The 12,081-nt window shown below is 42.0% G+C and carries 15 protein-coding genes; 6 read left to right on the top strand and 9 right to left on the bottom strand.

Translation table 11 applies throughout. From position 1 onward, the window contains the following. Window positions 1–8: 8 nt before the first annotated feature. Together J7J00_RS18470 and J7J00_RS18465 are read right to left on the bottom strand one after the other, a co-directional pair. Window positions 9–1,325: a glycosyltransferase gene (locus J7J00_RS18470; protein ID WP_286201452.1), complete on the bottom strand. Its 1,317-nt coding sequence runs from the start codon at window positions 1,323–1,325 to the stop codon at window positions 9–11. A gap of 23 nt (window positions 1,326–1,348) precedes the next feature. Further along, complete coding sequence (locus tag J7J00_RS18465) at window positions 1,349–2,554, bottom strand: glycosyltransferase family 4 protein (RefSeq protein WP_396020582.1); 1,206 nt, start codon at window positions 2,552–2,554, stop codon at window positions 1,349–1,351. 190 nt (window positions 2,555–2,744) lie between these two features. Here J7J00_RS18465 and wecB point away from each other — a divergent pair, with 190 nt between their 5' ends. Continuing rightward, window positions 2,745–3,887 carry a non-hydrolyzing UDP-N-acetylglucosamine 2-epimerase gene (gene wecB, locus J7J00_RS18460; RefSeq protein WP_214793230.1) on the top strand — a complete coding sequence of 381 codons (1,143 nt, stop codon included), beginning with the start codon at window positions 2,745–2,747 and terminating at the stop codon, window positions 3,885–3,887. Between the two features lie 170 nt (window positions 3,888–4,057). Next, a complete protein-coding gene (locus J7J00_RS18455; protein WP_214793226.1) occupies window positions 4,058–4,246 on the top strand; it encodes a Fe3+ hydroxamate ABC transporter substrate-binding protein in 189 nt (62 codons plus the stop codon). 167 nt (window positions 4,247–4,413) lie between these two features. Here J7J00_RS18455 and J7J00_RS18450 read toward each other — a convergent pair whose 3' ends face one another. The 4 genes from J7J00_RS18450 to J7J00_RS18435 all read right to left on the bottom strand — a co-directional run bounded on the left by J7J00_RS18450 (window position 4,414) and on the right by J7J00_RS18435 (window position 7,056). Continuing rightward, a complete protein-coding gene (locus J7J00_RS18450; RefSeq protein WP_214793223.1) occupies window positions 4,414–5,184 on the bottom strand; it encodes a sulfite exporter TauE/SafE family protein in 771 nt (256 codons plus the stop codon). Window positions 5,185–5,225: 41 nt separating this feature from the next. Beyond that, the gene (locus J7J00_RS18445) at window positions 5,226–5,690 is read right to left on the bottom strand and encodes a 2-thiouracil desulfurase family protein (protein WP_214793333.1); all 465 of its coding nucleotides are present in this window, start codon (window positions 5,688–5,690) and stop codon (window positions 5,226–5,228) included. 293 nt (window positions 5,691–5,983) lie between these two features. After that, on the bottom strand, window positions 5,984–6,226 hold the full coding sequence (locus J7J00_RS18440; protein WP_076370015.1) for a DUF2584 domain-containing protein: 243 nt from the start codon (window positions 6,224–6,226) through the stop codon (window positions 5,984–5,986). 41 nt (window positions 6,227–6,267) lie between these two features. Then, the gene (locus J7J00_RS18435) at window positions 6,268–7,056 is read right to left on the bottom strand and encodes an alpha/beta hydrolase family protein (RefSeq protein ID WP_241594698.1); all 789 of its coding nucleotides are present in this window, start codon (window positions 7,054–7,056) and stop codon (window positions 6,268–6,270) included. A gap of 135 nt (window positions 7,057–7,191) precedes the next feature. Here J7J00_RS18435 and J7J00_RS18430 point away from each other — a divergent pair, with 135 nt between their 5' ends. From J7J00_RS18430 to J7J00_RS18420, 3 genes are read left to right on the top strand one after another with little or no spacing between them, the layout of a single operon-like run. Continuing rightward, window positions 7,192–8,193, top strand: a complete 1,002-nt coding sequence (locus J7J00_RS18430; protein ID WP_396020580.1) for an ABC transporter substrate-binding protein — start codon at window positions 7,192–7,194, stop codon at window positions 8,191–8,193. Between the two features lie 27 nt (window positions 8,194–8,220). Then, complete coding sequence (locus tag J7J00_RS18425; protein WP_214793217.1) at window positions 8,221–8,991, top strand: ABC transporter ATP-binding protein; 771 nt, start codon at window positions 8,221–8,223, stop codon at window positions 8,989–8,991. Further along, on the top strand, window positions 8,981–9,772 hold the full coding sequence (locus J7J00_RS18420; RefSeq protein ID WP_260398182.1) for an ABC transporter permease: 792 nt from the start codon (window positions 8,981–8,983) through the stop codon (window positions 9,770–9,772). The genes J7J00_RS18425 and J7J00_RS18420 overlap by 11 nt, the downstream gene beginning before the upstream one ends. 261 nt (window positions 9,773–10,033) lie before the next feature. Here the strand turns inward: J7J00_RS18420 and ytkD are convergent, their stop codons facing one another. After that, window positions 10,034–10,504 carry an RNA deprotection pyrophosphohydrolase gene (ytkD, locus tag J7J00_RS18415; protein WP_214793212.1) on the bottom strand — a complete coding sequence of 157 codons (471 nt, stop codon included), beginning with the start codon at window positions 10,502–10,504 and terminating at the stop codon, window positions 10,034–10,036. 114 nt (window positions 10,505–10,618) lie between these two features. After that, window positions 10,619–10,969, bottom strand: a complete 351-nt coding sequence (locus J7J00_RS18410) for a hydrolase (protein ID WP_179890953.1) — start codon at window positions 10,967–10,969, stop codon at window positions 10,619–10,621. A gap of 226 nt (window positions 10,970–11,195) precedes the next feature. On the opposite strand from J7J00_RS18410, the gene J7J00_RS18405 reads away from it, so the two are divergent. After that, on the top strand, window positions 11,196–11,462 hold the full coding sequence (locus J7J00_RS18405) for a DUF6154 family protein (RefSeq protein WP_396020578.1): 267 nt from the start codon (window positions 11,196–11,198) through the stop codon (window positions 11,460–11,462). 95 nt (window positions 11,463–11,557) lie between these two features. Here the strand turns inward: J7J00_RS18405 and J7J00_RS18400 are convergent, their stop codons facing one another. After that, a complete protein-coding gene (locus tag J7J00_RS18400; RefSeq protein ID WP_214793206.1) occupies window positions 11,558–11,998 on the bottom strand; it encodes a Dps family protein in 441 nt (146 codons plus the stop codon). Window positions 11,999–12,081 lie beyond the last annotated feature (83 nt).

The following is a 12,081-nucleotide window of genomic DNA, read 5'->3' as shown; positions in this document are numbered from 1 at the left end:
CACATTTGTTAGGCTGTTTGATAGATTTCGATAAAGATTTCCTTCTCTTGTTTCCAATTGTATTTTTGTCGTGCCTTCAGGCAGTTATTGCTCATTTCCGCCCTTTTTTCAGGATGTTTCAATAAGTAATTGACGCCTTCGGCAATTGATTTTGGATCATGTGAATCGACACACACACCGATTTTTTCCGTATCGACAACCTTTTGAATTTCAGGAAAGCTGCAGGCAACCACAGGCACACCGCTCATCATGTATTCAAACAATTTATTTGAAGATGCGGAGTAGTGATTAAAGCAGACATTATTCAATATCTGAAAACCTAAATACGCATTTTTTGTATAATGGAGCAGCTCGTCGACCGGAACCTTCGGCAGAAACTTCACACGATGCTCCAGATTCATGTCGCTTACTTTTTTCATTAATTCGTCCTTGATCCTTCCATCCCCGATAAAAACTATCGTCCCGCCTTCGATCATCGGTACAGCATCAACCAATTGCTCTAACCCTCTTCCCATTTGCACGCCGCCTTGGTATAACAATATCGGCTCATTCTCTGGCAAATCGAGCAGCTCATGCAAATTCACGGCCGTACTTTCCTCAGGATTGGTTGGAATCGGGTAGTTATGGACTACCTTGGGATATAGACCATATAAGTCTTCGTTATACTTAGCTCTCGTATGGTTTTCGGCAATCATTTCATCGACGAACATTAATAGGAATTTCTCCATCATCCCATAAATTCGACTATTATATCCCGTTCTGCTCGTTTGTACCTCATGCGAGTCATAAATCAGCTTTTTTCTTCTCAACCATTTACTGCTGATCGCTCCCTGCATGAGCGTATTCAAGTCATTCGAATGATAAAAATCATATTTCCTTTTCCGGCCATGATAGATCATTTGACCAAAAATATAGCTCCTTGTTAATAGGGTCGGCAACTTCGTTTTAGTTATGATCATGGTGCCCATCGCAAGGAGTGCAAGGGAACCGAACAGTATTCCCGATCCCAGCCAGCCGTTGATCAAGTTCAAGTTCCACAACGTATTCCAGACCAATAAGGCCAATAGAACGATTTCAAATTTCTTTTTCTTCAATTTGCCTACGATCCTGAGAATCCTATTAAGCGCCTCCCAGCGGTTATTCACCCTAGTGATGGAGAAACCATTTTGGTGTTTCTCCTTTTTGGGCAAATCCTTGATCTTCCAGTTATGAATGGCAATTAAATCGACCTCATAACCCGCTTCAGTAAGTGCTGTGCACTCTCTTAGGACCCTCGCATCGTTTGTAAAGTGATTCCACACGAACATACATACTTTCTTCGCCATGTTGTCCTCCACTTCCGGATTTTTCAGCCTGACGCCTCCATCACATTGATGAGACCTTTAATATTTTTAGACCATTGAAAGTGTTGTTTAGCATACCGATGACCGTTTTCCCCCAGTTCTTCACGAAGGGCTGGATCTGAGGCCATGGTCAAGATATGCTGACAGATTTCATCAACATTCCTGCTCTCTGCCACCAACCCGCATTTTGCCTCATTGAGCATCTTCTTGGCCCTGCCGTCCACATCACCGACAATCGGTTTTCCGACACACATATAATCGATGATTTTACCAGGCAAAACCTTATTGAAGACTTCTTTTTCAACCAAGCTCACATAGGCAATATGGGACGTTGAAACTTCATGAAGGGTCACTCTTCGATTCATCGCATTAATCATCTTAATATTAGTCAGCCCTCTAGAGCTTATCTCCTTCTCCACTTCGGATATCCGATATCCATATCCAATCATCGAGAACTCGATTTGTTTATGTTCCCTTAGCTTTTCAGCCACGGCTATCAGTTTTTTCAAGTCCTGAGCCAGTCCGATATTCCCCGCATAAACGACCTTGATTACTTTTTCCGATACGGGTGTAAGCAAATTCTTTAACGTCAGCTCATCCGCAGTAAGCGAATTAGGGATGAATTGGATGGTCTCTTCCTTGACTCCCTTTGCAACGATATAATCCCTGAAACCAGGACTATTGATGATAATAAAATCCGAATGCCGATATAGCTTCCTTTCCAGAAAGAAAGCGATTTTCAAAACCCACTTATTAGTGAATACCCCAACACCTATCAACGATTCCGGCCATAAATCCCTGACATCGGTAATGAGTTTCGCCTTCATCTTCTTCTTGGCGATCAACGCCGCAAATGTCGGGAAGATCGGCGGGGTCGTGGCAAACACATAATCATATTTTTTTTCGAGACGAATGATTGTATAAATGAAAAGCCACATGGCTTCAAGATAATGAAGCAACCGCTTCCCCATATTGCTTGTATACCTCTTCACTTTGTCCGGTTTAATCCTGATGACATCTTCTTCAATGCTTTCTTCATCCCAAAACTTTGTATCTTGATATAAACTTTGATTAGGATAACTCGGCTTCAATGTGATGACCGTTACCTCAAATCCGTTTCTTTTCAAATGGAGATATATATTTTTCATTCTATTTCCCGCACTTCCGATTTCCGGATAAAAGTTTTGTACGATCATCAGGACGCTTTTCATATTCGCCTATCACCTCTATTCTGCTTAGCTATGGTTCCTGCTTTATATTGTAAATGCCAGATATTAACTGAAGGTTAAAGAAATATAAAGTCCTTATTAATATTGTAAAAATTCCGTTAATTATTGTTTCATTTTTAAATTTCCCATGAACTTCCCGTTATAATGGGGGAGACATTCAGAAGAGGAGGAAATGAGCATGCCTAAACAACGTATAAAGGTCATGACCGTATTTGGTACAAGACCAGAGGCTATCAAAATGGCACCAGTCGTTTTGGAACTGAAAAAGCATCAAGAAGAAATAGAAACCATCGTGGTGGTCACCGCCCAGCATAGGGAAATGCTCGACCAAGTCTTGCAATGTTTTCAAATAAAGCCAGATCACGATTTGGATATGATGAAGGATAGACAAACATTAGAAGAGATTACAACTCGAGGGCTTGAAAAATTGAGTTCGCTCATGAAAGATATAAAACCGGATATAGTCCTCGTTCATGGGGATACAACGACAACTTTCATCGCAAGCTTGGCCGCCTTCTATAATAAGATACAGATTGGTCACGTTGAAGCTGGTCTCCGTACTTGGAATAAGCAATCACCGTTCCCTGAAGAAATGAATCGACAGTTGACCGGAGTCTTGGCTGACTTGCACTTTGCGCCTACCAAGAGGGCTGCTGAAAATCTCCTAGCGGAAAACAAAAATAATGATTATATCCATATTACCGGCAACACTGTCATCGATGCCTTGAAAACAACGATACAAAAAGACTACATCCATCCGATTCTCTCCGGGTTGAATGGTGATAAAATGCTATTAATGACCGTACACCGCCGTGAAAATATCGGAAAACCAATGGAAGGAATATTCCGTTCCGTGAAACGGCTCCTTGATGAACACGGGGATATCCAAGTTGTTTTCCCCATTCATAAAAACCCAGTCGTTCGCGAAATCGCTCATGAGGTTTTCAACGATAATGATAGGCTGCATATAATAGAACCTTTAGAGGTGATTGATTTCCATAATTTCGCGGCGAGATCACATCTAATCCTGACAGATTCCGGAGGTGTGCAGGAAGAAGCCCCATCACTAGGCGTTCCCGTTCTCGTGCTGCGCGATACGACAGAACGTCCGGAAGGAATCGACGCTGGCACTCTCTTATTGGCAGGGGTTGAAGAAGAACGAATTTATCAATTGACCAATAACCTGCTTTCAAGCGAAGAGGCCTATAGAAAAATGGCGACAGCTTCCAACCCATATGGAGATGGATTCGCTTCACAGCGGATTGTCGAAATCCTGTTAAAGCATTGCGGAATGAAATCCCCACTTCCTTTATGAAAAAAGCACAAGAAAATAATGAGAAAAGCCTGTCACGTAAGCGGCAGGCTTTTACTATTCAGCCAGATTAAAACAATGAGTACAAAACTAAACCTAATTTTTGAAAATGTTAGATACATATGTGATAGTTTGGGTAGATCAATAACTTTAAATTGCTGGGAGGTATTTAGATGTTCGGGAAAGATCCCAAGTGTGTTAAATGTGGTAAAGATATTAAGGGGGACGAAGTCGTTCTTGTGAAAATGCGTTATCCGAAGCGTAAAGGGATGACTGAAATAAAGGCATATTTAAAAAATGAAGGAAGCTTCATCTGCGAAATTTGTTTTGATAAGGAGGATAAAATCTCCCTGCCGAATTGATAGTCATGACACGAAACAGAAGGATTAGTATGAAAAATCAGGTAAGGTCAAGGATCAATTTGGTGTTCACTCGGACTTGGATTTCACAAAATGAATGTAAAAATGGCCACAAATACGCTTAGTATCTCCGGCCATTTTTAATAGGAATCATTCGCGGAAACCATCCATCATAACACATGAAAATAAGTAAGGACATTTTTCCCAATCAATAAAATCGTGACGCAAATGAATAATATCCGTACATAGGAAGCACCTTTCTTAATTGCGAAGTTCGTTCCTACCAATGCTCCCGCGACCATTGCCAGACCCATCGGAATTCCATAGGCAAAATTGACGGTCCCCATAGATAAGAAAATGATAAGTGCGGCAATATTGCTCCCGAAATTCAATATTCTTGCATTCCCGGCAGCCTGGACAAAATCAAACCCGATGATCAAAAATGAAAATAATAAAAAGGAACCTGTGCCTGGTCCAAGAAAACCATCATAAAAACCAATCGCAAATATTATGACTATCAAAAGAATCATTTTCTTCCTTTTCAGCCCTTTATACTTTGCATCTTTACCCCAATCCTTTTTTACCAACGTATAAATCGCGACAATGACCAGCAAAATCAAAATGAGAGGTTTCAGTATCTCTGCGGAAACGAAATGTACAACGTATGCTCCTAACGCCGCTCCAATCACAGTAATCGGAAACAGCTTGATGACGAATTTGAAATCCACTTTTCCAGCCCGAATAAATGAAATCGTACTCGTTAAAGATCCCATTGTACCCGCCAGCTTGTTAGTGGCAAGTGCCGCTGAAGGCGAAATCCCCGTGAACAATAAAGCAGGAATGGAAATTAATCCGCCCCCGCCCACAACGGAATCGATGAATGCGGCAATAAAACCCGCAAGTACTAAAAATAGCAAAGTATAGAGATTGATATCCTCCATGTATTCCCCTTCTTTCAAAAGCACTATCTATAATGCCTTACTCATTTTTCATCCAGATAATCGTATAACCTTTCCTCTGAAATGACCTTGAATCCATGCCGACTAAGCAAAGCCGCGGTCACTCCATTCCCGACCTTCTTCTCCCCCTTGAATTCCCCATTATAAATCGTTGCACTTCCACAGGATGGACTATTTTCTTTCAAAACGACTAGCGTCGCCCCTACCTCCTGGGCTTTCAATAATGTAAGATTCGCTCCCTTTATGTACAGATCCGTTACATCCCTGCCCGACTTTTCGATGATCTTCGCTTTTCCATCAAGGACATCCCCACCATCACCGCCAACTATCTCCGCAGGATCCCTCGGTGTCGAAAAACCGCCAAGCAACTCTGGACAAACCGCTATCGCCTTTTTCTCCTTCACTAATTCCATAATTCTATCATCCAAGCTGTGTGTACCATTGTATCTAACCTCAAGACCCGCTAAACAAGAACTCACCAAAATCATCAAATCACCCAACCTCATGCGCTTTACACCATTTTACCATTTTACCATTTTTTTAATGACAATCATTTCGAAGATTGAATCCACCAGGGATTTTGCGCTGATAAGCTATTGGTTGGAATATTGGCGTGTAAGTCGAATTATGGGAGTTTACGGTCGATTTCATTGGTGTACATGTCGAAGCTTAGTTCTGATTATTGGAGCGTTGGTGCTATTATTGGCGCACAGGTCGAATTATGCAACACAATAAAAAAAAGCGCTTGCTGCGAGACGATTCCCGGCAAGCGCTTGTCTATTTAGTTAGTTGAGTTCAGTGATAGTAGTTGGTACGTAATGATGGTCTTTTCACTTGTCCATTCAATTTTTTGGATAACGGCTGTTCCGCTTGAGTCAGATTGAATCGTCTTGCGGACATCGATTGGAATATCGATAGGGTATAACCTGTAACCATCTTTCGACAGCCGAAAAATGTTTTCTTCTTCACGGGTTTCGTTCCCTTTTGTAACGATCATGGTATTTAGCTCCATAGGCATGCCCATGTGAATCTCCTCCTCTTGCCAATATATACTTCATTCTATCATTATTCGGTTTTACTTTTCATCCAAGATGTTAAATCTTCGACTACTTTTCTATTCACGGCCGGTGGGAAGTAATGCGTAAATTGAGGGAAATACCAGCTTTCGACCTCTTTGTCGTGCATTTTCAACCTTTTTTCCAAACGGTACGCGTGTTCAATGGCGACATTGTCATCTTTTTCACCATGAATGATCAGAACGGGTACATTCAAATCTTCAATGGCAAACAATGGCGTACGGTATTCATACTGATCGGGGCATTTTTTAGGTGTTCCGCCAATGACCCGCTTCATCATCCGACGCATATCGACACGTTCGACATATGTTAAAAACATATCCGACACACCTCCCCATGTGACGATCGACGCTGCATTCCTGCAGTATATCCCGGTCCAAAGCGCCATGATGCCGCCACGGGAAAATCCGAGGATATGAATGTGATCCTTGTTCACCCGCGGGTGTTGTTCAAGAAGATTGAATCCTGATATCGCATCGAATCTATCTTCACCTCCAAAATCCTCATCTCCCTCCCCTCCTTGATTACCACGGTAAAAAGGAGCAAAAACGATGAAGCCTTCTACAGCATACTGCACGATCCTTGCAGGCCTCACCTTGCCGACATTTTTTATCCCGCCGCGTAAATATAAGAAAGCGTCATGTATTTCGCCATCAACCGGTTCAGCTAGAAGCCCCTTTACCTTCAGGCCTTGTGATATGTATGTGACTGAATAAAGATGGATTCGTGGATGCGGTGATGGAAACCGCCGTTTTGAAATAATCGTTCCGTTCTCCAATTTCCACTCTCCTTTCTCTTTATTCTTATTGTAAAACATCCGCTTGTTTTTATCCCCTGAGAGGCATTCACATTTTTTTCTTCCGTTCATACGATAATGTAGGCAAAATACCTATATATCAAGGAGGAAGGACTTTTGAAAAAATGGTGTAAAGCAGGTGTCGTGTTTTTACTTTTCTGCATGCTGGTAATCCCGCTTGGAGCATGCGGCAACAAGGAAAAGGAAACAACGAAGGTCAGGGTTGCCGAAGTGACCCGCTCCCTTTTCTATACACCGCAATATGTAGCGATTGAAAAGGGATTTTTTAAAGATGAGGGGTTAAGCATTGATTTGAAAACGACGGCAGGCGGAGACAAGACGATGACCGCGCTTCTGACCAATGGTGCGGATATTGCTCTCGTCGGCTCTGAAACATCGATTTACGTTCAGGCACAAGATTCGAAAGAACCTGTCATCAACTTCGCTCAATTAACACAGACGGATGGAACGTTTCTTGTTTCACGTGAAAAAATTGACAACTTCAATTGGGATATGCTGAAAAACTCTACATTCCTAGGCCAGCGAAAAGGCGGAATGCCACAAATGGCCGGCGAGTTCGTATTGAAAAAACATAACATAGACCCGAAAAAAGATTTGAACCTCATCCAGAATATTGATTTTGCGAATGTCGCAACTGCCTTCGCTTCCGGAACCGGCGACTTCGTTCAACTGTTCGAACCAACGGCCAGTGTGTTTGAAAAAGAAGGAAAAGGCTATATCGTTGCTTCTTTCGGTACTGAGTCTGGGCATCTTCCCTATACAGTTTATATGGCTAAGGAAAGCTATTTGAAAGAAGACAAAGAGACTGTCGAAAAATTCACGAGGGCATTGAAGAAAGCACAGGATTGGGTTCAGGAAAATGATGCTGCCGAAATTGCCGAAGTCATTCAGCCGTATTTTGAAGATACCAATATCGAGACGATGGAAACAGTTATCAACCGCTACAAAGAACAAGGATCCTTTGCCACAGACCCCATTCTTGATGAAGAAGAATGGAACAATCTGCAAAACATCATGGATGAAGCAGGCGAGCTGCCTTCACGTATAAGCCATGATGAGCTGGTCAATACCGATTTTGCTGAAGAAGTCACAAAATAGCATAGCTAAAGGTAAGGAGGATGTCCGATGAGCTTTTTAAAAATCCAAGACATTCACCATACTTATTTTTCAAATCAGACGGCAGCGACCGCACTAGCGGACATTTCCCTCGACATTGAAAAAGGTGAATTCGTCTCTTTTCTAGGTCCGAGCGGCTGCGGAAAAACCACCCTGCTTTCCATCATCGCCGGACTATTTCCGCCCACTGCAGGAAAGATCCTGCTCGAAAACAAACCTGTGAAAGCCAACAGTGACCTTTCAATCGGCTATATGCTGCAGCAGGATTATCTATTTCCATGGAAGACGATAGAAGAAAATATATTATTAGGATTGAAACTGATTAAAAAAGATGAAGGCCTTGAAAGAATAAAAACGCTGAAACTTTTAAGTGACGTTGGATTGGGAGGCACCGGAAAATCATATCCGCGTGAACTCTCGGGAGGAATGAGGCAAAGAGCCGCACTGGCACGGACACTGGCGGTCGACCCAAAAATCCTTTTGCTTGATGAACCATTTTCGGCTCTTGATTACCAAACGAAGCTGAAGCTGGAAGACCTTGTTTTTGAAACCCTGAAATCCTTCGGAAAGACAGCCGTGCTCGTCACCCATGATATCGGTGAAGCCATTGCAATGAGCGACCGCATCTATCTGTTTTCCGCGAACCCAGGAAGCGTGCACAAAATCTTCAAGGTGCCCGATGAACTGCGTGAACTCACGCCTTTCCATGCACGAAACCATCCACAATATCCGATGCTATTCCAAACAATCTGGAAGGAGCTTGAGAGCCTTGAATATTGAACAGCTTCATAACCAATATAAAACCTCATTAAAAAAGGAAAACAGGCTCATCCGCTTTTATCAGATCCTGATTTTCATCGTTTTTTTCAGCAGTTGGGAAATTTTATCCCGAACGGAAGTGATCGATCCGCTCATCTTCAGCTCCCCAACTAAAGTATGGCATCTTTTCATACAGAAACTAGGTGATGGAACACTGCTATCCCATTCCGGAGTGACGCTATTCGAGACCGTTCTCGGCTTTATCATAGGGACACTGCTTGGAACGATCCTGGCATCCCTGCTTTGGTGGTCGCCAAGATTATCCAAAACACTTGACCCCTATCTTGTCATTTTAAATGCCATGCCGAAAGTGGCACTCGGCCCCATCATCATCGTAGCATTCGGCCCTGGCTTTCCATCCATCATCTCGATGGGGGCGATCATCTCCATCATCATCACCACCATCGTCGTCTATACCGCATTTCGCGAAGTCGACCCGAACTACCTGAAGGTACTCCAAACTTTTGGCGCCACAAGAACACAAGCTTTTCGGGAAGCCATATTACCCGCCTCCTTCCCAACGATCATCTCGACATTGAAAGTGAATGTCGGCCTCTCCTGGGTCGGCGTCATCGTAGGGGAATTCCTTGTTTCGGCCAAAGGACTCGGCTACCTCATCATTTATGGCTTTCAAGTCTTCAACTTCACCCTCGTAATGCTTGCCTTGATGATCATTGCCGTCTTTGCCACAATCATGTATCAACTAGTAGAACTGCTCGAGCGAAAATTAATCAAAGACTAACCAAACTGCCGATAACCCTCGGCAGTTTTTCATTCATGCTGAGATAAAACATGAATTTAGCTGAATTTCGGCGATTTACTCGTGAGTTGGGCTTATACTCGTGAATTTCGACCATTTACTCATGAATTGGGCTGTTACTCGTGAATTCCGGCGGTTTACTCGTGAATTTCGACTATTTACTCGTGAGTTTTGGCGGTTTACTCGTGAGTTTCGGTCATTTACTCGTGAATTTCGACCATTTACTCGTGAGTTCCAGCAGGTTCACTCGTTTCTCAGCAAAATGGCATCACCCAGTCTTAATAAGCTCAACGGTACAATTTCGTCTTTCATGATGAAGCTAAACTCCTCACCGAGTACATCCGGCAATGCTTCCAAAAAGATCGGGCCTTCCGTTTCCAGGTAATTCTGTTTCTTCTCTACTTCACGCAATGCAGCGTAGTATATTGATTTAACGAATGGCTTCACTGGATCATGTACTTTATATTGTCCCAAAAATTGCAGCTGGCCCACCAAGCCTCCTGTTTCTTCATACACTTCCCTTATGGCCGTTTCTTCAATCGATTCCCCTGCTTCCCGCTTTCCTCCGGGGAACTCCAATCCCCGCTCTTTGTGTTTGGTCAATACCCACCTGCCCTTATATCTGCTTAGCACAAAAACATGCCAAGATTCTCCAAAGACAGGATCCTCGGAGTATTCCACCTTATATCCGTTCTTATCAAGAAAACGTTTCATTTTTCCCCTTCTCTCCGTATAAGAAATAATGCTATGTACCTTCTTTCATTATATGGGTAAAAAAAACCACTATCCAGCCAGAATCTGCATCACATCAAAAAAAACGATGGACCCTCAATATTCGAGGCCATCGTCTGTTGGTTTTGCCTGTAAAATCCCCATGCTTTCTATATGCCGCCTTCCTTCATCAGTACCTAGAGCATAAATCATCTCGTAAATTTTTTGGAGCGTGATATCCTGTTTATCATTTTCACGGTCAAAATGGTATTGAAGGTATGGGACATGTGCCCGGTAAAAATTTTCTTCGCCTATAGAATAATTATAATCAAATAATTCACGTAACTTGATGATTTCATTATCGGTCGCCTCGATCTCGAAATTCCATGGAGAACTTTCCCTATCTTGTGTTATCTGCCCATTCGGAAGCCAAATGTAATATTTTTTCCTGTTTTCAGACACATTCATCCACCCTTTTCATATATCCTACGCTTATTTTTCACGTATTTCCCGACTTCATACAATGGAAAATTTTGTTTACAGAAGAACAAAGATGTTAAATAATAGATTAAAGTATCTTTCAAAGGGTAAAACATATAATAAGCCCAAGCATCCCTTAAGATTTTTATATGCACCCAGAGGTTTTTTTGATAACCTACATATAAAGAGATAACGGATTTCTAATAAATGTGAGGTGAGAGTTTTGAAGTTAATTGAAGAATTATACAATATGTACCGTGATAAGATGACTGGTGATGAAGAAGATATTGATATGCTTACTTTTGCGGTTCTGGAACAACTTGACCGCAAGGAAATTTTCGAATTGCTTCAAGAGATGGATGATCAAGAACTGACCAATTTAATGGGCCTTTACATTATTGAAACGTTAAAAGGGAAGTTCGCTCAAAATAGTATGGACGACACGAAACCTACACATTTTCCGCCAAGGAATATTCATTAATACATACCTTGTCAGGTGTCCCTCTTTTGATGGATGCCTTTTTTATTGTTTTAACCAGAAAAAAAGCCCTACCGAAGCAGGGCTTTTCCTATATCTTAATGTCCTAAATACGCTCGCAGCATCCAAGCATGTTTGTTTAAGCTTTTCTTCATGCCTGTCAGCATATCAGCCGTAACCGGATCTTCTTCTTCGGCAACTGCGATGATTTCCAGGAACTCTTCGGAAAGCTTCTCAAAATCACTGATGACGCTTTGAACCATATCTTCTGTATTTTCATTACCTGTCGCTTCTTCGATCGTCGTTAATTCCATGTACTCTTTAAGGGTGGCAACCGGTTTTTCACCAATGGCCAATAACCTTTCAGCCAATTCATCATAGTTGGATGTCACTTCCTTATATAGCTCTTCCAATTTTTGGTGAAGCTCAAAGAAGTGCGGTCCATTCACGAACCAGTGGTAATTATGAATTTTCGTATAAAGAACACTGAAGTTTGCAATTTCCTTATTCACTAAAGTTCCTAATTTTTTCTGAGTCATAAATATCTACCTCCGTAAGTTGGTTATACCTTTATAATTCCCGCTATTCCAAAATTGAAACATTTTCTGATTATGTTCTTATG

The sequence above is a fragment of the Bacillus sp. ISL-4 genome, from assembly GCF_018613275.1.
In the GTDB taxonomy this organism is placed as follows: Bacteria; Bacillota; Bacilli; order Bacillales; family DSM-1321; genus Peribacillus; species Peribacillus simplex_E.
Note: the sequence above shows the minus strand (reverse complement) of the source record. Positions and strands in the feature narration are given on the sequence as shown.

Coding starts and splice junctions, on each gene's coding strand:
- J7J00_RS18465 (WP_396020582.1), bottom strand. CDS start 2,554: ATGAAAAGCGTCCTGATGATCGTACAAAACTTTTATCCGGAAATCGGA.
- J7J00_RS18410 (WP_179890953.1), bottom strand. CDS start 10,969: ATGAATGTGTCTGAAAACAGGAAAAAATATTACATTTGGCTTCCGAAT.
- wecB (WP_214793230.1), top strand. CDS start 2,745: ATGAGCATGCCTAAACAACGTATAAAGGTCATGACCGTATTTGGTACA.
- J7J00_RS18455 (WP_214793226.1), top strand. CDS start 4,058: ATGTTCGGGAAAGATCCCAAGTGTGTTAAATGTGGTAAAGATATTAAG.
- J7J00_RS18440 (WP_076370015.1), bottom strand. CDS start 6,226: ATGGGCATGCCTATGGAGCTAAATACCATGATCGTTACAAAAGGGAAC.
- J7J00_RS18400 (WP_214793206.1), bottom strand. CDS start 11,998: ATGACTCAGAAAAAATTAGGAACTTTAGTGAATAAGGAAATTGCAAAC.
- ytkD (WP_214793212.1), bottom strand. CDS start 10,504: ATGAAACGTTTTCTTGATAAGAACGGATATAAGGTGGAATACTCCGAG.
- J7J00_RS18470 (WP_286201452.1), bottom strand. CDS start 1,325: ATGGCGAAGAAAGTATGTATGTTCGTGTGGAATCACTTTACAAACGAT.
- J7J00_RS18425 (WP_214793217.1), top strand. CDS start 8,221: ATGAGCTTTTTAAAAATCCAAGACATTCACCATACTTATTTTTCAAAT.
- J7J00_RS18445 (WP_214793333.1), bottom strand. CDS start 5,690: ATGATTTTGGTGAGTTCTTGTTTAGCGGGTCTTGAGGTTAGATACAAT.
- J7J00_RS18450 (WP_214793223.1), bottom strand. CDS start 5,184: ATGGAGGATATCAATCTCTATACTTTGCTATTTTTAGTACTTGCGGGT.